This window comes from Fuscovulum ytuae (assembly GCF_029953595.1).
GTDB classification, from domain to species: domain Bacteria; phylum Pseudomonadota; class Alphaproteobacteria; order Rhodobacterales; family Rhodobacteraceae; genus Paragemmobacter; species Paragemmobacter ytuae.
In genome coordinates, this window is record NZ_CP124535.1 from 1,503,290 (window position 1) to 1,529,871 (window position 26,582).

General features: G+C 61.6%; 19 protein-coding genes and 1 tRNA gene. 7 read left to right on the forward strand and 13 right to left on the reverse strand.

Going from position 1 to position 26,582, the window contains the following annotated elements:
• Positions 1–467: 467 nt before the first annotated feature.
• The 5 genes from QF092_RS07230 to QF092_RS07250 all read right to left on the reverse strand — a co-directional run bounded on the left by QF092_RS07230 (position 468) and on the right by QF092_RS07250 (position 7,881).
• On the reverse strand, positions 468–2,159 hold the full coding sequence (locus QF092_RS07230) for a methyl-accepting chemotaxis protein (RefSeq protein WP_281468991.1): 1,692 nt from the start codon (positions 2,157–2,159) through the stop codon (positions 468–470).
• A gap of 416 nt (positions 2,160–2,575) precedes the next feature.
• On the reverse strand, positions 2,576–3,643 hold the full coding sequence (locus tag QF092_RS07235) for a serine hydrolase domain-containing protein (RefSeq protein ID WP_281468993.1): 1,068 nt from the start codon (positions 3,641–3,643) through the stop codon (positions 2,576–2,578).
• Between the two features lie 206 nt (positions 3,644–3,849).
• Complete coding sequence (locus QF092_RS07240) at positions 3,850–5,805, reverse strand: ABC transporter permease (protein WP_281468995.1); 1,956 nt, start codon at positions 5,803–5,805, stop codon at positions 3,850–3,852.
• A complete protein-coding gene (locus tag QF092_RS07245; RefSeq protein ID WP_281468997.1) occupies positions 5,802–6,842 on the reverse strand; it encodes a quaternary amine ABC transporter ATP-binding protein in 1,041 nt (346 codons plus the stop codon). The genes QF092_RS07240 and QF092_RS07245 overlap by 4 nt, the downstream gene beginning before the upstream one ends.
• Positions 6,843–6,936: 94 nt before the next feature.
• Entirely contained in the window at positions 6,937–7,881 is a 945-nt protein-coding gene (locus QF092_RS07250) for an ABC transporter substrate-binding protein (protein WP_420026534.1), read from the reverse strand.
• A 187-nt stretch (positions 7,882–8,068) separates the two neighbouring features.
• Between QF092_RS07250 and QF092_RS07255 the strand changes: the two genes are divergently transcribed.
• The gene (locus tag QF092_RS07255; protein WP_281468999.1) at positions 8,069–8,773 is read left to right on the forward strand and encodes a response regulator; all 705 of its coding nucleotides are present in this window, start codon (positions 8,069–8,071) and stop codon (positions 8,771–8,773) included.
• Here QF092_RS07255 and QF092_RS07260 read toward each other — a convergent pair.
• On the reverse strand, positions 8,754–11,546 hold the full coding sequence (locus QF092_RS07260; RefSeq protein WP_281469001.1) for an ATP-binding protein: 2,793 nt from the start codon (positions 11,544–11,546) through the stop codon (positions 8,754–8,756). The genes QF092_RS07255 and QF092_RS07260 overlap by 20 nt on opposite strands.
• A 110-nt stretch (positions 11,547–11,656) precedes the next feature.
• On the opposite strand from QF092_RS07260, the gene torT reads away from it, so the two are divergent.
• Positions 11,657–12,724 carry a TMAO reductase system periplasmic protein TorT gene (gene torT, locus QF092_RS07265; protein WP_281469004.1) on the forward strand — a complete coding sequence of 356 codons (1,068 nt, stop codon included), beginning with the start codon at positions 11,657–11,659 and terminating at the stop codon, positions 12,722–12,724.
• 610 nt (positions 12,725–13,334) lie between these two features.
• Here the strand turns inward: torT and QF092_RS07270 are convergent.
• The 4 genes from QF092_RS07270 to QF092_RS07285 all read right to left on the reverse strand — a co-directional run bounded on the left by QF092_RS07270 (position 13,335) and on the right by QF092_RS07285 (position 15,697).
• Positions 13,335–13,410 (reverse strand) — tRNA-Thr (locus tag QF092_RS07270).
• 79 nt (positions 13,411–13,489) lie between these two features.
• Positions 13,490–14,527: an alcohol dehydrogenase catalytic domain-containing protein gene (locus QF092_RS07275; protein WP_281469006.1), complete on the reverse strand. Its 1,038-nt coding sequence runs from the start codon at positions 14,525–14,527 to the stop codon at positions 13,490–13,492.
• A 93-nt stretch (positions 14,528–14,620) separates the two neighbouring features.
• On the reverse strand, positions 14,621–14,860 hold the full coding sequence (gene purS / locus QF092_RS07280; RefSeq protein ID WP_281469828.1) for a phosphoribosylformylglycinamidine synthase subunit PurS: 240 nt from the start codon (positions 14,858–14,860) through the stop codon (positions 14,621–14,623).
• Between the two features lie 69 nt (positions 14,861–14,929).
• Entirely contained in the window at positions 14,930–15,697 is a 768-nt protein-coding gene (locus QF092_RS07285) for a phosphoribosylaminoimidazolesuccinocarboxamide synthase (protein ID WP_281469008.1), read from the reverse strand.
• A gap of 204 nt (positions 15,698–15,901) precedes the next feature.
• Here QF092_RS07285 and QF092_RS07290 point away from each other — a divergent pair, with 204 nt between their 5' ends.
• The 4 genes from QF092_RS07290 (at position 15,902) to ptsP (ending at position 21,137) form a co-directional block, all read left to right on the forward strand.
• Positions 15,902–16,216 (forward strand): DUF1476 domain-containing protein, encoded by a 315-nt coding sequence (locus QF092_RS07290; protein WP_281469010.1) that lies wholly within the window; start codon positions 15,902–15,904, stop codon positions 16,214–16,216.
• A gap of 176 nt (positions 16,217–16,392) precedes the next feature.
• Positions 16,393–17,406 (forward strand): betaine--homocysteine S-methyltransferase, encoded by a 1,014-nt coding sequence (gene bmt / locus QF092_RS07295; protein ID WP_281469012.1) that lies wholly within the window; start codon positions 16,393–16,395, stop codon positions 17,404–17,406.
• Between the two features lie 81 nt (positions 17,407–17,487).
• Positions 17,488–18,747: an aspartate kinase gene (locus tag QF092_RS07300; RefSeq protein ID WP_281469014.1), complete on the forward strand. Its 1,260-nt coding sequence runs from the start codon at positions 17,488–17,490 to the stop codon at positions 18,745–18,747.
• A gap of 146 nt (positions 18,748–18,893) precedes the next feature.
• Positions 18,894–21,137 (forward strand): phosphoenolpyruvate--protein phosphotransferase, encoded by a 2,244-nt coding sequence (ptsP, locus tag QF092_RS07305; protein WP_281469016.1) that lies wholly within the window; start codon positions 18,894–18,896, stop codon positions 21,135–21,137.
• A gap of 3 nt (positions 21,138–21,140) precedes the next feature.
• On the opposite strand, the gene scpA is transcribed toward ptsP, so the two are convergent.
• The gene (gene scpA / locus QF092_RS07310; protein WP_281469018.1) at positions 21,141–23,270 is read right to left on the reverse strand and encodes a methylmalonyl-CoA mutase; all 2,130 of its coding nucleotides are present in this window, start codon (positions 23,268–23,270) and stop codon (positions 21,141–21,143) included.
• Between the two features lie 91 nt (positions 23,271–23,361).
• On the opposite strand from scpA, the gene QF092_RS07315 reads away from it, so the two are divergent.
• On the forward strand, positions 23,362–23,823 hold the full coding sequence (locus QF092_RS07315) for a DUF4174 domain-containing protein (RefSeq protein WP_281469019.1): 462 nt from the start codon (positions 23,362–23,364) through the stop codon (positions 23,821–23,823).
• A 112-nt stretch (positions 23,824–23,935) separates the two neighbouring features.
• Here the strand turns inward: QF092_RS07315 and QF092_RS07320 are convergent, their stop codons facing one another.
• Together QF092_RS07320 and QF092_RS07325 are read right to left on the reverse strand one after the other, a co-directional pair.
• Positions 23,936–25,939, reverse strand: a complete 2,004-nt coding sequence (locus tag QF092_RS07320; protein ID WP_281469020.1) for an acetyl/propionyl/methylcrotonyl-CoA carboxylase subunit alpha — start codon at positions 25,937–25,939, stop codon at positions 23,936–23,938.
• 129 nt (positions 25,940–26,068) lie between these two features.
• The gene (locus tag QF092_RS07325) at positions 26,069–26,281 is read right to left on the reverse strand and encodes a hypothetical protein (protein ID WP_281469022.1); all 213 of its coding nucleotides are present in this window, start codon (positions 26,279–26,281) and stop codon (positions 26,069–26,071) included.
• Positions 26,282–26,582 lie beyond the last annotated feature (301 nt).

The window sequence follows — 26,582 nt, forward strand, 5'->3', positions numbered from 1 at the left end:
ACCGGCGTCTTTGAACAACATATATCTTTGATATACTATTACAATTTATCACCTTTAGATTGCATCTAAGTCACAAAAGTTCAAGTCAAGTTGCAACCGATTGCAGAAACAATTTTGCTGTGTTGTTGCGCCCTACATGGCGCGGAGAAAATTGCCTAATTGATAGGCGATATGCGCTGGGGATTTGGGCTGAACGACTGCAAGGCAGCGGATAAGCCCCGATGCGGCGGCGGGGCGGCGTGCCAGAATTTACTGATCTGCGAGGATGGAGATGCCTGAGAAATCTTGTGCCCGACCATGCCGTTGCGGGCTTGGCCGGGCGTCTTTGGTGGGCTGCGGCTTGCGCGTGAGCTGCGCAAGTACGCCGCGCTGCGTCTACAGGATGGATCGGTCTTGCGCCAATGCGACGGAACTTGCACCGCCGCCAAGCCGGGTTTCAGGCTTGGCGGTTGGAAGAGTTCGGGCGATCAGGCTGCGTCGCGCCGCTTGAAGCGGGTGTCCAGATCGTCATCCGGCGCGGCGCCAAGGTCGAAGTCGAACCCGCCCTCAACTGGCTGCGACACCTTGGCCGTGGCGGTTCCCGACCGGGGCGCTGGCGGCGCTGTCTTGGCGGCCGTTGTCGCCTGGGTTGCACTGGGGGCAGGCGTTGCAGCCGCATCGCCCGTGCGGAAGAAGGCGATTGCCTCGGCAAGCTGATCGGACTGGTTGGCAAGTTCCGTCGCGCTGGCCGAAAGCTGTTCAGCGGCAGAGGTGTTTTCCTGCGTGACCTTGTCAAGCTGCTGAATCGACAGGCTGATCTGCGCCGAGCCCGTGGCCAATTCGCGCGAGGCTTGCGAGATTTCGGTCACCAGCGCGGCAGTCTTTTCGATATCCGGCACCAGACCTTGCAGCATCTCGCCGGCGCTGACTGCCGCGCGGACGGTTGAGGTGGAGAGTGAGCTGATCTCGGATGCGGCGGTCTGGCTGCGTTCGGCGAGCTTGCGCACCTCGGCCGCCACGACGGCAAAGCCCCGCCCATGTTCGCCCGCCCGTGCTGCCTCGACTGCGGCATTGAGGGCGAGGAGGTCGGTCTGGCGTGCGATTTCCTGCACGATCATGATCCGATCCGCGATGGTTTGCATGGCTTCTACCGCCTCGGACACGGCGGCACCGCTGGCGCGGGCGTCTTCAGCCGATTTCAGGGCGATTTTTTCGGTAATTTCGGCATTCTCGGCGCTTTGCTTGATGTTGGCAGCCATCTGTTCAACGGCGGCCGATGCCTCTTCGGTCGAAGAGGCCTGTTCGCTTGCGCCTTGGCTAAGCGCGTCTGAGGTGGCCGCCATTTGACCCGATCCAGTGGCTACGTTACGGGCCGATTGGTTCACGCGGGCCACGACATCGCGCAGTTTCATGACCATGTCGTTCTGGGCGCGAAGAAGATCGCCGATTTCGTCATTGGTGCGGGCCTCGGTCGTTTCACGAAGGTCGCCATTGGAAATAACTTTGGCCAAGGCAACCGATTGCCGCAGCCCGCGGGAAAGGCCGACCAAGGTCCAGCCCGCCATGCCGAAGGCGGCAAGGGCCGATAGGCCGAAAAGCGTGATCAAGGAGGTGCGCGCACCAGCGTAATCGGCGAGGGTTTCCTGTTCTTGCTGAGTGATGTTGGCGCGGATGGCGGTTTCCATCTCGTCGAGCAGGGCCATCATCTGCGTGCTCAGGGTGCCTAGTTCGTTGTGATACATCGTATGCGCTGTGAACTGGTCATTTGCAGCCTCGGCAGCGGTGACGCGGACCATCAACTCTTCGCCCTGATCGTGCAAGACGTGCAGTTCTTCCATCTTTTGCAGAAGGACCGCATCGGTATTGCGGTCCATCACGATATCCTCGGCGGCGTGGATGCGATCAGCGATGGCAAGAAGCTCCTGCTGAAGCTTGGGCAGATGGTCCTGCGGCGCGTTGGGCAATTCGACCAAAATGCGCGACAGGATCAGCCGTTCATCTTTGGCGAGGGAGATAAGGTCATTCAGCGCGTCTAGACGCGGAAGATGGACGTCAATGGTTTCGGCATAGCGGGTGTTCCCGCTGGCCAGATGCATGAGGGCCACACCAACCGAAACGCCCCATAGGACAAAGACAAACGCAAATGTCATCACCAGTTTCGTCTTGATCGTGAGCCGCATAGGGGTCTTCCTTTTCAGATTTTTCTGGTTTTCATGTGTGAAATGCGGATGAGGGAATGGCACCGATGATCCTGCCGCACGCAGGCTTGGCTGCGGCGCGCACGGCAGGGCTCCGCCTGCCCAAAGGGCAAAGGCCGAGCGGTCTGCGGGGCATAGGACAGAAACTTTGCCATTCTCCAGTCTCGCAAAGACAATCAGGGATAGAAACGAATGCGATATCGCTTCTGTTAGGCGAGCACCCTGTCTTGTGGTCTTAAGTCTGGGCTTTTGGCGGCTCCGCATGGTCTGGGCATACGAAAGGCCGTCTTTGGCCTGAGGGGGCGCGGGCCGCTTTGGCCGGCCTGCCGCTTGCCCCTGTGATGTTGCGTCGCGTGCGGCCTTGCTCTGGAACGCGACACCGATGCCGCAAAAGGCCGCTAGCCCTGCGGGAGTCCCTGCTCTAGCAGGGCCTTCAGAAAATCATCAAAAGCCTTGAACGGCTGATCCGCCTGTCCGTTGAACAGTGCCACCACCGTCGGGCCATCAATCTGCCGGATCACGATGCTAAAGGCGCCCGGCATTGATCCCATGTGAGTCAGGAAAGCGCCCTCAGGCAGGTTTCGCACCCGCCAGCCCAAACCATAAAAGACGGGATCGACCTCAGGGAGGGGCCGTTCATAGAGGCGCGGGTCTTTTGCCGCGGCGGCAAAGGCATGGTAGGATGCGGCATCGGTGATCAGGCCGCCTGCGGCACCGATGATCCTTGGGCTGTTCACGAAAAGCCTTGGCGGCAGCGCATGGTCTGCCTCTGACATCACCGTCACGTCGGCAAGATCGAGGGACACTTTGGGAAGGCTTGGGACAAGGTCGCGCACCGCTTCTTCATAAGGGGTTCGGGTGACCTTTTCGATCACACGGCCCAGCCAGCAGTAGCCAAGATTGGAATAGGCGAAGTGCGACCCGGGGTCGAACTGCAATGGCTTGGCAAGCATGCCTTCTGCCAGTCCATCGCAGCCTGCCGCGATCGGCCGCGCCCAACCCGTTGCGGCCTGAAACTCGGCCTGCGTCATGAAGAACGGGTCGAAGGTCTGGGCCAAATCCCATCCGGCCCGATGGTGCAGAAGATGCCGAATGGTCACCTGTGCCATACGGGGATCAGCGGCGGTTGCGACTTCGGGAAAGAGATCGGCTAGCGGTTGGTCAAGGTCGATCATCCCAAGATCGGAAAGGCGTAGGATCGCCTCGGCCGTGACAGGTTTGGTGAGGCTGGCGATCTTGAAGCGGTCTGACGGCACGATCGGGCGGCCGGGGACATCCATCGCCGCGCCGAATACGAAGACGGATGGTGGGTCGACACCACCTCCATAGGCGATGACACCGCCCGACAGACCGTTGCGCTTGGCAAAGTCGTCGATGAAGGCCCAAGGAGGGGGCGGGGAAGAAAAGCGCAGGAGGAAAACAAAAAGCAGAAGGAGGAGCAGACTGGCATAAGCCAGCCGCCGCATGAGAGGACCTGCCGCAGTTCTTGCTTTCATCTTTCGCCATGGTCCGGTCGGATCGGAAAGACCCATCCAATTTGCCTAAACGACGCGCAAGGTCGAAACAAGGCGATGCCGATGCCTGCTGCTGCGGACCGTTCTTGCACCTTGTGGCCGATGGCCAAGGCCCAGCCGAGGTTGCGCCCTTGTTCAGCGGATGGGCCGCAAGGACGTCAGGATCGCAATTCCACGCTGCGTTGGCGCGACCATGTGAGCAGCAGATGATCGACCATCAATCCGATAAAGGCCACCGCGAAACCAAGCGTCAGGCCTTTGCCCACGTCCGTTGTCGAAAGCGCGCGCTGCATTTCCTGACCAAGATCCTGCGTTCCGATGAAGGCCGCGATGATGACCATGAACAATGCGAACATGACCGATTGATTTGCCCCGACCAACAGGGTCGGCACCGCAAGGGGCACCTTTACCCGCCACAGCACTTGGCGTCGGTTCGCTCCTGACATTTCGGCGGCCTCGATCACTTCGGGGGGCACGTTGCGGAGGCCTTCGATCGTGTAGCGCACAATTGGCACCGTGGCGAAAACCATCACCGCCGCGACCACGGCGACATCGTTCACGCCGAAAAGCATGATCACAGGGATAAGGTAGATGAAGCTTGGAAAGGTTTGAAGCGTGTCGCAGACAAGCAGCACCCGCGCCGCCCGCTTGGCCTGTGCAGCACCGAAGATGCCAAGCGGAAAGCCCACGACCAGGGCCAACACAACCGACACGACCACCATATAAACCGTGATCATCGCCCGGTCCCACCAGCCCGAAAGCGCGATGGGCAGAAAGAAGGCGAGACAGACAAGCGCAGAGCGCTGCCCCCCCACCCGCCACCCAACCGCAGCAAGGAAAGTAAGCACCGCCAGCACCGGCAGGGCGAGAAAGCTGTCGCGCAGAGGGATCAGAACCCAAGTGATGAGGAACCAGCGCAACCAATCCGTGACAGGAGAGATCAGCGCGATGAAGCCGTTGACGACCGCATCGACAGGTCCCGCCATGCTGAGGGCCTGCTTGCGCTCGACCTCGACAAAGTAGGGATGGAGTTGCGCCAGTGCGGCCCCTGCCAGAACCACGGCGCACCAGATCAGCAGCATCCTATTTCGTGCGAAGAAAGACGCCCCTGCCTCATGATGGACGGGTTGGCGATGCGCCCATGCCTTCGACAGGCGATCCAAGACCACGGCCAAAAGGACAATCGTCACGCCGATTTCGACGGATAGGCCGATCTTCAGGGCTTGCAAAAGCTGCAAGAGCTTTTGCCCCAAGCCGGGCATCCCGATGAAGGAGGCAAGCACCACCATGGCAAGGCTTTGCATGATGACCTGATTGACCCCGATCAGCAGTTCGGTTCGTGCGGCAGGTAACCTGACACGGGTCATCAGCTGCCAGCGCGTCGTCCCGCACATTTTGCCACTTTCGATGATTTCGGGCGACACGGCCCGCAGACCCAACATCGTCATGCGGATCATGGGCGGGACCGAAAAGATGATCGTGACGATGGCACCGGCCTTCGGCCCCACCCCGATAAATACGACGACCGGGATCATATAGGCGAAATGCGGCATGGATTGCGCGATGTTCAAAAGCGGGTTGAGCAGCCGTTCCACCCAGCGCGAACGCCATGCCGCCATCCCAAGCGCAAGACCCAAGAGAACCGAAAGAGGGGCGGCCACGACGATGACGGACAGCGTCTCCATCGCCCATTTCCACTGGCCCATAACAGCGATCCAGACGAAGGTTCCGCCCGACAAAAGCGCCAATCGCCAGCCGCCCAGAACCTGCCCGACCACCGCCATCGTCCCCGCGATCACGACCCATGGAATAGGGCCAAGACCCGGCCAGCGCGATTTGCCATAAAGGAGGTTCGCCGTCACATCGAGCAGGAATTCCACCACCTCTGCGAAGGCGCGGGTAAAGGCCATGAGCCCCAGATCATCGCGCAGAAAAGAGAAGCCCGTATTGATCCAATCGGCAAAGGGGATAACCATCCCGTCCGGCATGCGCATCACCCAATCGGGCAACACGCCTTGAAGCACGACCAGCAGGGCAGCCGCAGCCAACAATGCCCATGCCACCGTCACCCGAACCGGGCGCGCGCCCTCTGTCGCGACACGTGCCTCCATCATGCGACCGACCTTGGCGCATCGGGGCCAAGCAGGATATCGACGGCGGCGTCACGATCCATCATCCCGACCAAAAGGCCATCGCGGCCTGCGACCGGAATAAGGGGCCTCGGATCGCATAGCAGCATCCGCGCCAGTCCATGCAGGGTCTGTTCCGCCGCGACGGGGTCGCCTTCGACGGTTGCGCCTGCCAAGGGTCGCGCCAAGGCACCGGCCCGCACCACGCGCGAACGATCCACAGCCGAAGTGAATTTCGCCACATATTCCGTGGCCGGGGCCATCACGATACGCTCGGGTGTGTCGCATTGTTCGACCGCGCCGTCCTTCATGATCGCGATCCTGTCGGCCAGTCGGAGCGCTTCGTCAAAGTCATGCGTGATGAAGACGATGGTCTTCGCGACCATGGCCTTGAGGCGCAAAAATTCGTCCTGCATTTCCCGACGGATCAGCGGATCAAGGGCTGAGAAGGGTTCGTCGAGAAACCAGATATCGGGTTCTACCGCCAGCGATCGGGCGATCCCCACCCTTTGCTGTTGGCCGCCCGAAAGTTCGCGCGGGAAATACCCTTCGCGCCCTTTCAATCCCACGAGGGCAAGCATTTCCAATGCGCGCGCAATCCGTGAGGCGCGATCCTGACCGCGCATTTCCAAAGGAAAGGCCACGTTCTCCAGCGCGGTGCGGTGGGGCAGAAGGCCAAAGCTTTGGAACACCATCCCCATCTTGCGACGCCGCAGGTCGATCAGTTCGGACTCACCCAATGTTCCGATATCGCGCCCTTCGATCATCACCGATCCGGAAGTGGCATCGATCAGACGGGCAAGGCAGCGCACGAGGGTCGATTTGCCCGACCCGGACAGGCCCATGACCACCAACATCTCGCCCTTGGCAATATCCAGTGATACGTCACGCACGGCTGCGACATGCCCGCTTTGGCGCAATACCTCGGCCGTGGTATCGGGGGTCAAGGTCAGCTTTGCAGCCCCATCGCCGAAGACTTTCCAGAGATTGCGGCAGGAAATGACGATGTCTTGATCGGCCACGCATGTCTCCTTCGACAGAAGGCCACCCGCTTTGCGCGGGTGGCAAGTTGAGGGTATCGTCACCTGTCGGATGACCCGCAGACGCGGTGTTTGATTATTGGGTCCAGGGCTTCCAGACAGCCTCGTTCGCTTCCAGCCATGCTGTGGCCGCATCCTCTGGCTCCATCCCGTCGACATCGACGAGTTTTGCCATTTCAGCGATCTGGGCGTTGGTGAAGTTCACCTTTTGAAGCGTGGCATAGGCCCCTGGCCACTTGTCCTTCATCCCGTCCCAAGCCGCGATCTTCAGATAGCCGTTGGCGGGATTGCCGCAATCATAGGTCTTGTCGGGATGCAGGCCCACCGCAGGGTCCTTGTCGCAGCCCGCTTCCCATGCCGGAAACTCGACGAATTCACCCGGCCAGACGGCTTCGGCGAAGTTGGGGGTCCAGTTGAAGACGACGATGGGTGTCTTGTCCTTTTCCGCAGCCGCGATTTCAGCCCAAAGCGCGGCGGCCGACCCGGCATTCACCACGACGAAGTTCATGCCCAGCGCGTCGACCTTTTCCTGATCGTGCTTCAGCCAGTCCACCGGACCGCCGAGGAAACGGCCTTTGTCGCCCGTTTCAGGCGTGGCGAACAGGGCCGCGCATTCGTTCAGCGCCTGCCAGTCGGGCAGACCGGGGCAGGCTTCCTTTGTCCAGGTCGGATACCACCAGTCCTCGCGCGTTACGGCGTTATGGGTGGCGACATCATGAATGCCACCCTTTTCGACCGCCGCCGTAAAGGATGCACCGAAGGCCCCTTCCCAGACCTCAAGTTCCAAGGTCGCATCACCAAGGCGCACTGCTTCGTAAACCGCCTGACTGTCGGTCGAGACATATTCAACCGAATTGCCCATCGACTCGAAAATCTGGCCGACGGCGTTGCTCATGACGATCTGGCTGGACCAGTTATGTGTGGGGATAACGATGGGGTCCGACGAATCCTCGGCGAAGGCACCACCCGCGACGAATGCGCAAAGCGCACCCGACAGCAGCATTCCTGCTTTTCTATGCATCATTTCCGTTCCCTGTTGCATGGGGCCTGCTTTCGGCCCTCGTTTGTCGCGGAAAGTCTGGAAACTTTCCTGCCAGAAAACGTTATTGAGCAGTTGTGAACATGTCAGACCATAACGATGAACAGGCTAGAGAAAGTTGTGACAAGATGTTAACAGTTTCTTGGGGAAGGGCAGATCGGAGGGCAGGATGAACCCAGCGGCGGCCCATATCGTTGTGATTGAGGACGACCCCGTCACGCGGACGGCGCTGGCGGGTTATCTTGCGTCCTTCAGCTATCGCGTGACGGAATGCGCCGGGGCCGAGGCGGCGGAACGCGTGTTGGCCAGCGATAGCCCTGATCTTCTGATCGTGGACATCAACCTTTCGGGCAAGGATGGGCTGGAAATCACCCGCGAACAACGTGCCCGATCCGAGGTGGGGATTATCCTGCTGTCAGGGCGGACCGATGACGTGGATCGGATTGTCGGGCTGGAACTTGGGGCGGATGATTATGTCTGCAAGCCATTCAACAGGCGCGAACTGCTGGCGCGGGTCAAGAACCTGTTGCGGCGCACCACGGCCATGCGTCAGATGGCCCGCCGCATTGTGCATTTTGCGGGTTTCACCTTCGACACGGCGTCGCGCCATCTGACGGACTCGGCGGGTGATGTGATCCCGTTGACGCGCGGCGAATACGAACTTCTGCGCGCCTTCGTCTTGAACCCCGGCATCGTGATGGATCGTGACCGCCTCCTCGCCACGATCACGCATCGCCAGAATGGGACGAATACGAGGACCGTTGACGTCATGGTCAAACGGCTGCGGGCGAAGCTGAAGGACGATCCCCGCACCCCCCGCATCTTTGGCACCTCGCATGGCGAGGGCTATGTTTTCACTGCGCCGCTGGCATGAAACTTTGGGATTGAAGCGCGGCAAGGCTGCGGTGCAATTCGGCCTGCGCTTGTTTCAAGGCAGGGATCAGTTCGTCTTCGGCCCTTTTGTCCCCCGCCTCAACCGCTGCGAGCAGGGACACGAGTTGCGGCATGTCGAAATTACCGATTGCCCCTTTCAACTGATGGGCGATCCGCGCCCGATCCGCATGACGCCCCTGCGATATGGCCTGCATCAGGTCCGGAACCTCTGAGTCCATGCGGTCCAGCATCAGGGACACCAGCGCCTGCGTTCGGTCTGGCCCCAGATCGGCCAAGGTGGACGACACCGAGGCGGCAATCCCTGCCCGGCCGCAATACCGCCCAAGCGCCTCGGCCAACCGGGCCGGGATGATCGGTTTGGGCAGCACCTCAACCATCCCGGCCTCGCGGCAGGCGGCGATATCGCGCGGCTGAACATGCGCAGATATTCCGATGACGGGCAGTTGCGTTTCGTCGCGCAGTTGCCGTGTCACTTCGATCCCTGAAACGTCTGGCAGGCTGACATCCATCAGCACCGCGTCAAAATCGGCCTGCGTGACCAAATTCAAAGCCGCTTGACCGCTGCCTGCGATGGTTACCGAATGACCCATCTCTTCGAGGCAGTTCTGGATCACCGTCTGATTTACGGGGTGATCTTCGACAACCAAAAGACGCAGCGCGGGCGAAACGAGTGACGCGGTAGCCACGGCTGCTTTGGGCGCGACGATGGGCGAGAAACCCAAATCAAGGTGGAAGGTTGCGCCCTGCCCCAGCTTGCTTTCGACTGTCAGGCTTCCACCCATCAGATCAGTCAAGCGGCGCGAGATGGACAGGCCCAAGCCGGTTCCGCCAAAATGACGGGCCGTTTCGGCATCCTCTTGTTCGAATGGCGCGAAGATGCGCTCCAAGGCCTCGGGCGCGATGCCCTTGCCGCTGTCGCAGACGCTGAAACGGTAACGCCCTAGTCCGCCCAGTTCGGTGACAGATAGGGTAACACCCCCTTCGTCGGTAAACTTCAGCGCGTTAGAAACGAGGTTGAAGAGGATTTGGCGTAGTTTTCCGGCATCCCCTTGCAAATGAGGCTGCGCGCCCTCAGGTCCCGTCACCTTAAGTTGCAGGCCCTTTTCATCGGCGATCGGTCCCATGAGCAATTCGACATCCTTAAGAACTGCCGAAAGCTGAAATGGCACTTCCTCTAGGGCGACCATCCCGCCTTCCAGCTTGGAATGATCAAGGATGCTGTTGAGAACGCCCATCAAGCTTTCGCCCGACGCGAGTGCGACATCAAGTTGCGCCTTTTGCCGCGCCTGTAGGCGCCCTCGCCCTATGCCGCGCAACATGCCCAGAACGCCGTTCATCGCCGTTCGCACCTCGTGGCTCATCATGGCGAGAAAGTCGGTCTTGGCCCTGTCGGCATGTTCCGCCCGCGCGCGGGCCGCATCATGGGCTGCGACCTCGCCGCGCAATTGGGCCGTACGCTCGTCGACAAGCCGTTGCAGTTCGTTCCTGTGGGCCTGCAATTCGATCAGATGGCGTCCACGCTCTTCCTCAAAGGCGCGATTGGCCAGCGACTGACGGCGAAAAAACTCGACTGCGCCTTCCATTCGCGCGATCTCGTCGCGGCCCTTGGGGATGATTGGGGCGATCTCTTCGCCCTCGGCAAGGCTGAACATCCCCGCGCTTAGCCGATCAAGGCGGCGGATGACATTGCCGCGGACGTAAAACCAAAAGACCGCCAATGACAGGGCGAGTGCAAGGATGGACGACAACGCATAAAGCCGCTGTGTCGCTGCAATCGCTTCGGCCGCCAAAGCCCCGGCCGTGACCGCCCGCGCTTCGATCTGATCGGCGAGTTCCGAGGCAGCCTGTTCCAAGGCTTCGGCCGCGTCGCGCAGTTCACCCTGCGCGGCATCGATCCGGCGATCTAGGTCAAGCACTTCGCCTGCTGTTTCGAACAGGCCATCTGATTGCGGTGGCGCGGGTGTGCCGGTCCCCAACCTTCGCAACAGTGCAAGCGCACGATCCGCGCGGCGGGGATCGTTCACGGCCACGATCCGGCGCGTCACCACCTTCAGCCGCCCATTCAATTCCTCGCGCAGCGCGGCCAGTTCATCCGGCGATGCCACGGCTGCCACGCGGTTCAAGAGCAAGCCGATCTCGGCCGAATGGGCACGCATTTCCGTCATCAGCCCAAGCTGAAACAGATCAACCTCGATCAGCTTGTCCAAAGCTTCCAGCCGCGCTTCCCGGTCTCCCGACTCGCCTGCCTCGATCTCGTAGAGGTTTGAGATAACGGCAGCGGTCCCCATCTCGGCATTCGCGACCAGCGTATCCGAAATTTCGGTCAACTCTCGCGCTGCGGCCAATCCGTCCTGCAGTTGAACGTCCCGTCTTGCGATGAGAGAAATCCTTTGGCCTACCAGCCTTTCTAGGCCACGGATCGCCGCACGGACCTGCTGTTCGGCCGCCAAGGCCTCCAAAGGATTGCCTTCCGATCCTGTCGAATAACGCGCCAGACGAGACCGCAGCGCATCAACCTGCGCCATCAGGAATTCCGACCGCTCTGCCCTTTGTGCCTCGGTGCTTACTGCAGCAAGTTCAGGGGCCACGGCCACGACACGGCTTGTGCCTTCGGCCACGGCACGGACCTCTGAAATGGCGGGAATAGCCTCGGTCACCAAGCGCGACTGTGTCCGCGCGACGTCCTGCAATTCGAACCAACCCAGCACGGCAGTCGTCGCAGGAAAGCTCGCAATCACGGCAATTGCGAGCAAGAGCTTGCCACCGAGACTCGACTTGAAGCCGGGTTTTCGCAATTTTCACCCCAAGAGCGCCGCCATCCCCGTTAGGCTAGCATCGAATCCGCATCTGGGGGGAAAAACCGTTGATCCGCCTTTGTCTCGGCCTGTTGCTGGCAATAACCGCCCCCGCATGGGCCGAAAACCGCTGGCCACTTGTCGCGCCGGACAGGCCGTTTGACGATGACAGCCCCCTTACGACGGTGGAATATCTCGCGCTTGACCGCGCGAGTGAGCCGTGGCGGCTTTGCATCCTCTATCCGCACCTGAAGGACGCCTATTGGTTAAGTGTGAATTATGGAATGGTCGAAGAGGCCCGCCGTCTGGGTGTCTCTTTCGACCTTTTCGAAGCAGGTGGATATCCAAATCTCGAACGTCAACGTGAACAGCTGGCCGCTTGCGCAGATGAGGATTTCGACGCTGTGATTTTGGGGACTGTGTCCTATGACGGTCTGACCCCAGAAGTGGAACGGATCGCCGCCCTGAAGCCGGTGATTGCCGCCGTCAACGACATTGAAGACCGCGGCATCACCGCCAAAGCCAGCGTTCCATGGCGCGAGATGGGCGCCGCCGCGGGCCGGTTCATTGCGGGACTGCACCCTTCGGGCAGCGCAAGCGTAAATGTCGCTTGGTTTCCCGGTCCGGCTGGCGCGGGATGGGTGCCTTTCGTGGAGGAAGGCTTTCGCGCGGAACTTGCCAAATCCTCGGCCCGCCTTGTTACAACAAAATACGGCGATACCGGCCTTGAACAGCAGGTCCTTCTGGTCGAGGAGGTGCTGGATACCCAGCAGCAGGTTGACTACCTCATCGGTAGCGGTCCGATGGCCGAGGCCGCGGTTTCGATCCTTCGCGCACGTGGCATGACAGCGGATGTCGGCGTGGTGTCCACCTATCTCAGTCACGCCGTCTATCGCGGCATTACGCGAGATCGAATCCTCGCCGCGCCAACGGATTTTCCGGTTGTGCAGGGGCGTCTCGCCGTCGAAATGGCGGTCCGGGCCATCGAGGGCAGGTTGACGGTGGCACATGCCGGTCCACGAATCGAGATTGTCACATCCGGCAATGTGCAATCCATCGGAACCGAAGGGTCGCTTGCACCGGCAAGCTTCGTTCCGATTTTCGCATTGCCAAGCGGCGATGCTGGCCCCCCTTGATGTGACGGGACGCCCTGCGCTTGGGCAGAGGATGAAGGCCGTCTTGGGGACAAGGCCGAACGCCTGCTTTCTGCCGGTGCTCTTGTTGAACAGGGGCGATGGGTCAGCTGCCACGCTGACCTTGGTCCTTTGGGGACTTGAGATGATCCAGATGAAGCCTGCCAGATGGCCAAGCTCCACGATGGCAGCCCATAATTACCCAGTGGCAGTGAACGACCGTTTTCGTAGCAGATAAAAGGTTTTGGGAAAGCCTTGTGGCGGCAGAGATCGTACTTCCTTAGGGTCTGCACCTTTGACCGATCGCAGGCATCCACAGGATCTATTGCTCTTGCACCATCGAACTCGGCCTCCACCTCCCTATGCACACCCGTTCAAGGGCACGCCGTTGCTCGTCGGTTTCGTGGGATGTGGAGAATTTTCGCTTTCCGATCAACTTGATCAGGTCACTTGGCACACGCCGACTGTAACCGACGCGTCCCGATTTGCGATCTTGGGTCAGATCGTCAATCGTTATGTAGAGTCGCAAAGCCACGGCAGGCTGCCCTTGCGTAGCGAATATGTCGTGAGTTCAAGTTCAACCCGAGGAAACCGTTGATTTCCTTGAGAAGAATGGTGCCGCTGAAGGGACTCGAACCCCCGACCCCATCATTACGAATGACGTGCTCTACCAGCTGAGCTACAGCGGCCTGGTGGCGGGCTATTAGCATCGCTCTGTGGCGGTGTGTAGCCCCCTTGGGAAGAAAATTGCACCTCTCGCCGAAAGCGTCAGCGAATGAAATCGTCGATCACGGCGACACCCGGCGGCATTGGCGCGTCGAATGCACGCAATTCGGCGCTGGCGCCGGATAGGGGCACCGTGCGGGCAATCAGGGGGGACATGTCCACCACACCCCGCGTGATCAGGTCCAGCAGCGACGGATAACGCCAAGCGGGCATGCCCCGCGTGCCATAGACGGCCAATTGCTTCATGTAGACCGCATTCATATGGATCTCCATCCGCGCGGTATGGCCTGTGGGCAGTCCAACCTGCACATGCCGCCCCAAGGGGCGTAGGCAATCGATGCTGGCATTGGCGGTGGCAGCAATGCCCAGCGCCTCGATCGAGACATGGGCACCGCCCCCTGTCGCCTCGACGATCCGGGCAGCCACGTCGCCAGCGCGCGCGTCGAAGGCGGCCTCGGCACCTAAGGCCAGCGCATGGGAGAGTTTTTCCGGCACAACATCCACAACCACGACCCGCGCCCCCAAGGCGCGGCCAAGGATCAGCGCAGACAGCCCGATTCCGCCCGTGCCATGCACCGCCAGCCATTCGCCGGCCCTCAGATCGGCCCGCCCCGTCAGGGCGTGCCATGCGGTCGTCACGCGGCACCCAAGGCCCGCCGCGAGGACCGGCGAGATCGCCTCTGGCAGGCGCGCAAGGTTATGGGCGCGCGGCACCGAGATGTATTCTGCATAGGCCCCCGGTTCACCGAAACCCGGCACGCGCTGCGACCGGCAGATCGTGGTCTGTCCCGATTGGCAATCGGGGCATTGCCCACAGGCTAGGATGAAGGGTGCGATGACCCGGTCTCCAACCTGCCAGCGGGACAGCGGTCCGGCCTCCACCACCTCGCCGCAATATTCGTGACCCGGAATGGCCCCCGGCTTCACGCGGGGATGTTCCCCAACCCAGCCGTGCCAATCGCTGCGGCAGATGCCGCAGGCAAGAACCTTGAGGATGACGCCGTCCGCCTCGCATTCGGGATCGGGGACGGCGTCGAGGATAAGGTCTTCGCGATAGGCTTTCAGGATGGCGGCGCGCATGGGTCTGTCCTTCTTGGGCCACCACCCAAGCACCCGGCGCGGCAGCGGGCAAGGCCCAAGCCGACACCCGCCCGTCGCAGAAAGACCGGGATGTCAGAGAATCTCGACCCGGTAGCTTTCGATCACGGTGTTGGCGAGAAGCTTTTCGCACATCGCCTTCACATCCGCCTCGGCCTTGCTTCGGTCCGTCTCTGCCAGATCAAGCTCGATCACCTTGCCCTGACGCACGCCTTCCACCCCGGCAAAGCCCAGCGTGCCCAGCGCGTGGCGCACGGCCTCACCCTGCGGATCAAGGACGCCATTCTTCAACATGACGGTGACGCGCGCTTTCATCTTCATTCCCCGGCCAAGGTTGGATTGGCGCTGCCATAACGCCCCGCCCCCGCGGGGGCAAGGCATCAGTCAATTGATCAGCGTCGGCTTCGTCGGATGGGTGACATTCGACGGCAGCACGCCCAGCCTGCGGGCGAGTTCCGTATAGACATCCGCCAGTGGCCCGGGGTCGCGGGTGACGCCATCGCGTTCCATCGATTCTGCCGCCCCGCGCAGATCCCACAGACGGCAGCTGTCGGGGCTGATTTCGTCGGCGATGATCAGGCGCATGTAGTCGCCATCCCAGATGCGGCCCACCTCGATGCGGAAATCGGCCAGCCGGATGCCCACACCCATCATCACGCCCGACAGGAAGTCATTCACCCGCAGGGACAGCGCCACGATATCATCAAGGTCCTGCTGGCTGGCCCAGTTGAAGGCGAAGATATGCTCTTCGCTGACCATGGGCGTGCCCAGGCGTTCGTCCTTGTAGTAATATTCCACGATGGGGCGCGGCAGCGGCGTGCCTTCGGGAATGCCGAGACGGGCCGAAAGCTCGCCTGCGGCAAAGTTCCGCACCACCACTTCAAGCGGGATAATCTCGGCCATCCGCACCAGTTGTTCGCGCATGTTCAGACGGCGGATAAAATGGGTGGGCACGCCGATGGCGTTCAGACCCGTCATGAAGAATTCCGACAGCCGGTTGTTCAGCACGCCTTTGCCTTCCACGGCCGCAGGCGCGGGGGTGGCGGGGCTGGGGGCGCTGTCATCCTTGAAATACTGGATCAGAGTGCCCGGCTCTGGCCCTTCGTAAAGGATCTTCGCCTTGCCCTCGTAAACCTTCTTGCGACGTGCCATGAATGCTCCGGTCAATGCACAAGGCGGGGCAACCCCGAGGGTTCCCCGCCTGCTCTCGCGGCTATAGTCCAAGCCGATGCATCCCGCAAGGCGGCAGGCCGTCCGACAGGGCGCTTACCGTCGCAGGGCGCCGCCATCCTCTTGCAGCGGACGCGCCCTGCGGGCATATGAAGGATAAGCCAACACCGGATCAAGGGGCACCACATGACCACCTTCGACGATCGCGAAAACGCCTTCGAGGCAAAGTTCGCCCATGACGCCGACATGCAGTTCCGCGCCGAAGCCCGCCGCAACAAGCTTGTCGGGCTTTGGGCTGCGGGCCTTTTGGGCAAGGACGGCGATGCCGCCGCGGAATATGCCATGAGCGTGGTGAGCGCCGATTTCGAGGAAGCCGGGATCGAGGATGTGGTGCGCAAGGTCGCGGGCGATCTGGCCGGAAAGGCCAGCGCCGATGACGTGCGCGCCAAGATGGCCGAGCTTTTGCCCGTGGCCAAGCAGCAGCTGATGGACGAGCTTTGAGGTAGGATGGGCGAGAGCGCCCATGCTACGGATCAAAAGGCACCCTGCGGGGTGCCTTTTTGGTATCCGCAGTGGCGATCTTGACGTGGCCTTCAAGATCATCATGCGGAATATCGAATTGCCTCATGCCGTCGCGCATGGCAGACGATTGGCATAACGTTTCAGAAAGGTGCCCCATGGCCGATGCGCTGACCGAGCTTCTCTCTACCCGCGACTGGCTGATGGCCGATGGCGCGACGGGGACGAACCTGTTCAACATGGGCCTGTCTTCGGGCGAACCCCCGGAACTGTGGAATGTCGATGAGCCCCAAAATATCCGCCAACTCTATCGCGGGGCGGTCGAGGCAGGGTCGGATATCTTTCTGACCAACACTTTCGGCGGAAATGCGGCGCGTCTGAAGCTGCACAATGCCCAAGGCCGGGTGCGCGAGTTGAACCGGGTTGGCGTCGAACTCGGCCGCGAGATTGCCGATGCCTCTGGGCGCAAGGTGGTGGTGGCCGGGTCAGTCGGCCCGACGGGCGAGATTTTCGAGCCGATGGGCACCCTGACCCACAAGGATGCGGTCGAAATCTTCCATGAACAGATGGAGGGGATGAAGGAGGGCGGCGTTGACGTCCTGTGGATCGAGACGATCTCGGCCCCGGAAGAATACCGCGCGGCGGCAGAGGCAGCGAAATTGGCAGGCCTGCCTTGGTGCGGGACCATGAGCTTTGATACCGCCGGGCGGACGATGATGGGTGTCACCTCTTCGGCGCTGGCCGAACTGGTGGAAAAGCTGCCCAATCCGCCCATCGCCTTTGGCGCGAATTGCGGGGTGGGGGCGTCCGATCTGATGCGCACGGTTCTGGGCTTTGCCTCGACCGGGACGGAACGGCCCATCATCGCCAAGGGGAATGCAGGCATTCCGAAGTATCACGATGGCCATATCCATTACGATGGCACGCCGGAATTGATGGCCGAATATGCAGTTCTGGCCCGTGACGCAGGCGTGCGGATCATCGGGGGATGCTGCGGCACGATGCCCGAACATCTGCGCGCCATGCGTGCCGCATTGGAAAGCCGCCCGAAAGGCCCGCGCCCAACGTTGGAGACGATCAGCGAAGCCTTGGGTGGCTTCTCTTCGGCCTCGGACGGCACGGGCGATGATGCGGGCGCGCCGCGCCGCGAACGGCGGGGGCGGCGCGGCTGAGGCCGCGCCAAAACCGCCCTTGCGCCCTGCCCCGCCCTGCCCTAAGACGCCCGCGGAATTCGGGCCTTGCGGGGGGGATGCATGCCGCTTCTCGTGATGAAATTCGGGGGCACCTCGGTGGCCGATCTTGCGCGCATCGAGAATGCCGCGAAGAAGGTTCAGAAAGAGGTGGAACGCGGCTATGACGTGATCGTCATCGTCAGCGCCATGTCCGGCGAAACCAACAAGCTTGTGGGTTACGTCGAAGGCACCTCCAAACTCTATGACGCCCGGGAATATGATGCCGTCGTCGCATCAGGCGAGAATGTGACCGCCGGGTTGATGGCGCTGCGTCTGCAAGAGATGGGCATTCCCGCTCGGTCCTGGCAGGGCTGGCAGGTACCGATCCAGACGACGGCGCAGCATGGATCTGCCCGGTTCGTGGATATCCCGCGCGCCAATATCGATGCGAAATTCGCCGAAGGCTTCAAGGTTGCTGTGGTGGCGGGCTTTCAGGGCGTAAGCCCAGAGGGCCGTATCACCACCCTTGGCCGTGGCGGCAGCGACACCACTGCTGTGGCCTTTGCCGCAGCCTTTGGGGCGGAACGCTGCGATATCTATACCGATGTGGATGGCGTCTATACCACCGATCCACGCGTGTCATCCAAGGCGCGCAAACTGGAAAAGATCGCTTTTGAGGAAATGCTGGAACTGGCCTCGCTTGGGGCCAAGGTGCTGCAGACCCGGTCGGTTGAACTGGCCATGCGCTACAAGGTGCGGCTGCGCGTCCTGTCCTCTTTTGAAGATACCGACGAAACGTCCGGCACCCTTGTGTGCGACGAGGAGGAAATCATGGAATCGAAAGTTGTCTCTGGCATCGCCTTTTCGCGCGAAGAAGCCAAGATCACCCTCTTTACCATCGAGGACCGCCCCGGCGTCGCCTCGGCCATCTTCGGCCCCTTGGCCGATGCGGGGGTGAATGTGGACATGATCGTCCAGAACATTTCCGAAAAGGACTATGACGACGCCCATCCCGGCGCTGTGACGGATATGACCTTTTCCTGCCCGATCAATCAGGTCGAGCGTGCCAAGAAGGCGATGGAAGACGCCAAGCTTGCGGGCAAGATCGGTTATGATGAGTTAATCGTCGATACCGACGTGGCCAAGGTTTCGGTCGTGGGGATCGGCATGCGGTCCCATGCCGGGGTTGCGGCCAAAATGTTCAACGCGCTGGCCGCCGAAGGGATCAATATCAAGGTGATCTCGACATCGGAGATCAAAATCTCTGTCCTGATTGACCGGAAATACATGGAATTGGCGGTGCAGGCGCTGCATGACGCGTTTGAACTGGAAAAGGCCTGAGCTTTTTTCGGCAAAATTCGTCGAAGACATTTGCCCTCTCCCATTGGGAGAGGGTTTCTTTATGACCAAGGCCCTGCGCCTGACGACAGGGGTTCCGCAGGCCCCGGACCTGTGGTCTAAAGACGCCGACGGGGACAAGAAAAACCATGCCGGAACGGACCGAAAGCGAAAGCCGCAAGCTGTTGCGCCGGTTGCGCGATACGCTCGCCACCACCGGTGGCGGACAGGATCGGCTGGACCGCATCACCCATCTGATCGCGGATTCGATGGGGACCGAGGTGTGTTCCATCTACCTTTTCCGCGATGCCGATACGCTGGAGCTTTGTGCCACCGAAGGGCTTAAGGCAGAGGCTGTTCACCAGACACGGATGAAGCTGGGCGAAGGTCTTGTCGGCCGTGTCGCCCGCTCGGGCCTGCCTGTGAACACGGCCAATGCGCCACAGGAAAAGGGCTTCCGCTACATGCCGGAAACGGGGGAGGAGATTTATTCCTCGTTCCTGGGCGTGCCGATCCAGAGGGTGGGCGAAAAGCTGGGCGTGCTGGTCGTCCAGTCCCGCACCGCGCGCGAGTTTTCGGAAGATGAAATCTACGCGCTGGAAGTCGTGGCCATGGTTCTGGCCGAGATGACCGAACTTGGCGTCTTTGCAGGTGACGGCGACGGTCTTCGGGCACTGCACAAGCAATCTGTGATGATCCGTGGCGGCACCGGGCAGGAAGGCGCAGCGGAGGGGCGCGTCTGGCTGCACGAGCCGCGCGTCGTGGTGACGAACCCCGTGGCCGACGATCCCTTGACCGAGATCGAGCGTATCCGCGAGGCGGTGGGCAAGCTGCGCGTGTCGGTCGATGACCTTCTGTCGGCGGAAAGCCTTGATAAGGATCAGAAGGCCGTGCTTGAGGCCTATCGGATGTTTGCCAATTCGCGCGGTTGGCTGAAGCGGATGGAGGATGACATCGCGCGGGGACTTTCGGCCGAAGCTGCGGTGGAGAAGGAGCAATCCGCCACCCGCGCCCGGCTGGAACAGGTACCGGATGCCTATTTGCGCGAACGTCTGCACGATCTGGATGACCTGTCCAACCGTTTGTTGCGCATCCTGACCGGGCAAGGCGCGGATACGGGTGCGACGATGCCGGAGAACCCGATCCTTGTGGCCCGGAATATCGGACCTGCGGAACTCTTGGATTACGGGCGCAAGTTAAAGGGCGTCGTGCTGGAGGAAGGCTCTGTCGGGTCGCATGCCGCCATCGTGGCGCGTGCCTTGGCTATTCCCCTTGTCATCCACGCCGACCGTATCGTGACCGAGGCGCTGAACGGCGACCAGATTTTGGTCGATGGCGATCAAGGGATCGTCCATCTGCGGCCAGAGGAAACCGTGGCGCGGGCCTTCCGCGACAAGATCGCCATGCAGGCCGCCGCGCAGCAGCGTTATGCGTCCTTGCGGGGGCTGCCCGCGCAGTCAAAATGCGGAACCGTCACAACGCTGATGATGAATGCCGGGCTGATGGCTGATCTGCCCAGCCTTGATGGATCGGGTGCCGAAGGCGTGGGCCTGTTTCGCACCGAACTGCAATTCCTTGTCCGCAACAAGATGCCCCAACGGGCCGAATTGGCCGCGCTTTATGCCCGCGTGATGGATGCCGCGCATGGCAAGCGGGTGGCCTTCCGCACGTTGGATATCGGGTCGGACAAGGTGCTGCCGTATATGAAGCCGCAGGATGAGCCGAACCCTGCAATGGGGTGGCGGGCGATCCGCGTGGGGTTGGACAAGCCCGGTGTCTTGCGGATGCAGTTGCAGGCGCTGATCCGGGCGTCGAAGGGGCGCGCCCTGACTGTTATGTTCCCCTTCATTACCGAACTTTCGGAGTTCACCACCGCCCGCGGTCAGGTCCTGCACGAGCTAGAGCGAGAAAAAGCGCTTGGCCACACGATCCCCGCGCGGGTCGAGATCGGCGCCATGCTGGAAACCCCCAGCCTTGCCTATGCGCCGCGTGCCTTTTTCGAATTGACGGATTTTGTTTCGATCGGGGGCAACGATCTGAAACAGTTCTTCTTCGCCGCCGACCGCGAGAATGAACGGGTGCGCCGGCGCTATGACACGCTGAACGTATCTTTTCTGAACTTCCTTTCCCAGATCATCGCCCGTTGCGCCGAAACGGGGACGCCGCTTTCCTTCTGTGGCGAGGATGCGGGCCGTCCTGTCGAGGCGCTGGCCTTCGCCGCGCTGGGGCTGCGGGCGCTGTCAATGCGGCCTGCCTCTATCGGCCCGGTCAAGGCGCTGCTGCGGCGGGTAGACCTTGCCGAGGCGCGCGCCGTCATCGACCGGGCCATAGCAGAGGGCGCGGAAAGCGTGCGCCCTGCGCTCATGGCATGGCTGGCGGACCAGCCGGAATAGGCCCTAGCTCCGCGCCGACCGGATCAGATCAAGGATGCGGCGTGCCGCTTCGGGGATGTTGGTGCCGGGGCCGAAGATCGCCTTGACGCCGCTATCATAGAGGAACTGATAATCCTGCTGCGGGATCACGCCGCCGCAGATGACAAGGATATCCTCTGCCCCCGCATCCTTCAGCGCCTGCACCAGTTTGGGCGCAAGCGTCTTGTGCCCTGCCGCCTGCGAGGAAATGCCCACCACATGCACGTCATTGTCGATGGCGTCCTGCGCGGCCTCTTCCGGCGTCTGGAACAGGGGGCCCACATCCACGTCGAAACCGATATCGGCAAAAGCCGTGGCGATGACCTTCGCGCCCCGGTCATGGCCATCCTGCCCCATCTTCACGACCAGCATCCGGGGGCGTCGACCTTCCGCCTCGGCAAAAGCCTCCACGTCCTTCTGGATGCGGGCAAAGCCTTCGTCGCCTTCATAGGCCGACCCATAGACCCCGGCCAGCGTCTTCACCTCGGCCCGATGCCGCCCGAACACCTTTTCCATCGCGTCCGAAATCTCCCCGACCGTGGCCCGTGCACGAGCCGCCTCTACCGCTGCCTCAAGCAGATTGCCGCCCTCACCCGCGCGGCGGGTCAGTTCGGCCAAGGCCGCCTGCGCGCGACCCTCATCCCGCGCGGCACGGGTGGCCTGCAACCGCGCCACCTGCGCCTCGCGCACCGCCATGTTGTCGATGTCGAGGATGTCGATCGGCTCTTCCTTGTCCTTGCGATATTTGTTCACGCCGACGATGACCTCTTCGCCGCGGTCGATCATCGCCTGCCGACGGGCGGCGGATTCTTCGATCCGAAGCTTGGGCATGCCCGTGGCGACGGCCTTGGTCATGCCACCCATCGCCTCGACCTCTTCCATCAGCTTCCACGCCTCATCGGCAAGCTGGGCGGTCAGTGCCTCAACGTAATAGGACCCGGCCAGCGGGTCGATGACCTTGGTCACCCCCGTCTCTTCCTGAAGGATAAGCTGGGTGTTGCGCGCGATGCGGGCGCTGAACTCCGTCGGGAGGGCAATCGCCTCATCCAGCGCATTGGTGTGCAGGGATTGGGTGCCGCCCAGCACCGCCGCCATCGCCTCATATGCCGTGCGGATGACGTTGTTATAGGGGTCCTGCTCCTGCAAGGACACGCCCGAGGTCTGGCAATGGGTGCGCAGCATGAGGGAGGAGGCCTTTTTCGCGCCGAACCCTTCCATGATCCGGTGCCACAGCATCCGCGCCGCGCGGAGCTTCGCGGCCTCCATGAAGAAGTTCATCCCGATGGCGAAAAAGAACGAGAGTCGCCCGGCGAAATCGTCCACATCCATCCCCCGCGCCAGCGCAGCGCGCACATATTCGCGCCCATCGGCCAGCGTGAAGGCCAGTTCCTGCACGAGGTTCGCCCCCGCCTCTTGCATGTGATAGCCAGAAATGGAGATGGAGTTGAACTTCGGCATCTCTTTCGAGGTGAATTCAATGATATCCGCGATGATCCGCATCGAAGGTTCGGGCGGATAGATATAGGTGTTGCGGACCATGAACTCTTTTAGGATGTCGTTCTGGATGGTCCCCGACAGGGCCGCGCGGGACACGCCCTGCTCTTCCCCGGTGACAATGAAATTCGCAAGGATCGGGATGACCGCGCCGTTCATCGTCATCGACACGCTGACCTTTTCCAACGGGATGCCGTCGAAGAGGACCTTCATATCCTCGACGCTGTCGATGGCGACGCCCGCCTTGCCCACATCGCCCACTACGCGGGGATGATCGCTGTCATAGCCGCGATGGGTGGCCAGATCGAAGGCCACTGAGACGCCCTGTTGGCCTGCCGCCAGTGCCTTGCGGTAGAAGTTGTTGCTCTCTTCCGCCGTGGAAAACCCGGCATATTGCCGGATCGTCCAGGGGCGGCCCGCATACATCGTGGCGCGCACCCCGCGCGTATAGGGCGCAAGGCCCGGCAATTCGCCCATTTGCGGCAGCCCGGCCACATCGGCGGCGGTATAAAGCGGCTTGACCGCGATGCCTTCCAGCGTCGCCCAAGTCAGGCTTTCGGGGTCCGCCCCCTTCAACTCCTTGGCCGCCAAAGCGCGCCATTTGGACAGGTCTTCCGACATCTTTCTTCCTTCCCTCAAGCCATCGCAGAGCGTTGGCATATCTCTTGGGTTTTCAGGCCCCTGCCCTATATTCAGGGCAAAGGGGAACCGAATGAAAACGCTCCGATCCATCCTTCTTGCGGCTCTCTTGCCGCTGGCCTCTGTAGCCTTCGCGCAGGAGGCGACTGATGCCCCGGCGGGCTTTGTCGCCAATGCGGCGGCGGATGTGGCTTTTGACGATCTGCTTTACGTCAAGCGGCCCATTGCCGTCTTTGCCGATAGCCCGAACGACCCGAACTACATCCGGCAGATGGAACTGCTCGCCCGTGATCCCCGTGCGTTGGACAGCCGGGATGTGATCGTCGTCGTCGACACCGATCCCGATGCCCGCAGCGATTGGCGCAAAAAGCTGCGCCCGCGGGGTTTCTCGCTTGTCCTTCTGGATAAGGATTTGAAACCCGTCCTCCGCAAGCCCCTGCCGTGGGAGGTGCGCGAGATCGTCAATGCAATCGACAAGTTCCCCCTGCGCCGTCAGGAAGTGCAGCAGGGCGCGGGGCTTGGCACCGGGGGCTAACCCTGGCGCATCAAGCCGCCTCACCGCCCTGCCCCTTTGGACCGCAGCACCGGGCGACAGAAGCGTTTCCGCAAAGGTAGCCGCATCAAGGGTGACTTGCCGGAGCATGGCGTCACTCAAACTCCATGATGATGTCGTCCACCTTCAGGCTGGCTCCGGCGCTGGCGGCGATCTTCTTCACCACCCCGCGGCGTTCGGCCTTGAGGATGTTTTCCATCTTCATCGCCTCGACCGTGGCCAAGGCTTGGCCTTCCTGCACCTCGTCCCCTTCAGAGACGTTGATCTTCACCACCAGCCCCGGCATCGGGCAAAGCAGGAATTTCGACGTGTCGGGCGGCAGCTTTTCCGGCATCAGAAGCGAAAGGTCATGCTGGCGCGGGCTGCGGACAAAGCATTTCAGATCGGCCCCCCGCACGCGCAGGCGAAAGCCCATAGGCACCTTGCCCACCTTCATCACGAGGGGTCTGCCATCCACGGTCAGGCGTGCCAATTGCTGGCCCGGTGTCCAATCGCTTTCCACGCGATGCGCGGTGCCTTCGGCGAAGGTCACGGTCGACCCGGCCTTATCCGCCGAAATCTTCACGGCAAAGCTTTCGCCCTGCAGGCTGACCACCCAGTCATCGCCCACCCGGCGCTGATGGTTGTCCATCGTGCCCGAGATGCGGGTGCGCCGAATTTCCGCCACGCGGTTCATTGCAGCCGCCGCCGCCGCCACGCGGCGCAACATCGCCCCGTCCAGCACCACCCCGTTGAAGCCTTCGGGATATTCCTCGGCGATGAAGGCGGTGGTGATATTGCCGCTGGTGAAGCGCGGATGATCCATCACGGCCGAACAGAAGGGCAGGTTATGGCCGATCCCTTCCACCTCGAACGTATCCAGCGCAAGCCGCATCTCTTCGATCGCCGCCGCGCGGGTTTCACCCCAGGTGCAGAGCTTGGCGATCATCGGGTCGTAATACATGGAAATCTCGCCGCCTTCATAGACGCCAGTATCGTTGCGGACGATACCGCCACCTGTGGTCTTGCCTTCGACTGGCGGGCGATAGCGGGTCAGCCGCCCGATGGAGGGCAGGAAGTTTCGATAGGGGTCTTCGGCGTAAAGGCGGCTTTCCATCGCCCAGCCATTGATTTTCAGATCGGTCTGCTTGAACGGCAGGGGTTCGCCTGCCGCCACGCGGATCATCTGTTCGACCAGATCCACCCCGGTGATCAATTCGGTAACCGGATGTTCCACCTGCAAGCGGGTGTTCATCTCAAGGAAATAGAAGTTCCGGTTGCCGTCCACGATGAATTCCACCGTGCCTGCGGATGTATAGCCCACCGCCTTGGCCAAGGCGCAGGCCTGTTCGCCCATCGCCTTGCGCGTTGCCTCGTCAAGGAAGGGCGACGGCGCCTCTTCGATGACCTTCTGGTTCCGGCGCTGGATGCTGCATTCGCGTTCATGCAGATAGACGCAGTTGCCATGCTTGTCGGCCAGCACCTGAATTTCGATGTGGCGCGGCTGGGTGACAAATTTCTCGATGAAGATGCGGTCGTCGCCAAAAGATGCCGCGGCCTCGTTCTTTGACGATTGGAACCCTTCCGCCGCTTCTTGATCGTTCCACGCGATGCGCATGCCCTTGCCGCCGCCGCCGGCGCTCGCCTTGATCATCACCGGATAACCGATCTGGCGCGAGATGGTGACCGCCTCCTCGCTGTCGGCGATCAGGCCCATATAGCCCGGAACAGTGGACACCCCGGCCTCTTTGGCCAGTTTCTTCGAGGTGATCTTGTCCCCCATCGCCTCGATGGCAGGCGACGGCGGGCCGATGAAGACCACGCCCTCTTTTTCCAGCGCGGCAGCGAAATCCATCCGCTCGGACAAAAAGCCATAGCCGGGATGCACCGCTTCGGCCCCCGTGGCGCGGATCGCCTCCATGATCTTATCAATCACGATATAGGATTGGTTCGCGGGGGGCGGGCCGATATGCACCGCCTCATCCGCCATCTTGACGTGCAGCGCGTTGCGGTCGGCATCGGAATAGACGGCCACCGTCTTGATGCCCATCTTGCGCGCGGTCTTGATGACGCGGCAGGCAATCTCGCCCCGGTTGGCGATCAGGATTTTCTTGAACATCTCTCTCCCCTTCCACCGCATCCGGGCCGGGATGCGGGCATGACAAAGGCCACCGGGGCGGAATGCCCCGATGGCCTTGCGTTCGTTGTAACAGTCGTTGCGACAGGCCGCCCGCAGGCGGCCGTCAGATCAGTAGCGACGGCAGGGCGGCAGACCCGGCAGGCCGCAAGAGGCCGCACCGGCAAGCGCGCCAAGGGCCGCGCCTGCGACCATGTTTTCATCCGTGGCGTCGGCGATGGCGGCACCCGCAATGGCGCCGGCCATGCCGCGCTCGGTCGGGGTGGACATGCAGCCCGAAAGGGTGGTGGTCGCAAGTGCAAGGATGACGAAATATTTACGCATGGCTCGATGCCTCTCTGGGTTGTCGTTGCGGCCAAGTTTACCGCACAGCCCACATCTTGAAAGAAGAAAGCGCTTTGTTCCAGCACCGAGTTACGCTGATCGGCGGTTGTGCGCGCATGTCCCATGACCCCGGAAAGGCCCGACCCGCCCCGCAAGGGGACAGGCCGGGTAAAGGGGAAAGGGGTACAGTCACGGCAGGTTCTGCTTTCGCAGAGACGGGGCGGATGGGACAATCGCCCCGCATAGGGGAAAGAGTGGCAATCGTCTTTCGCCCTGACAACGACTATTGCAGCGCAACGTG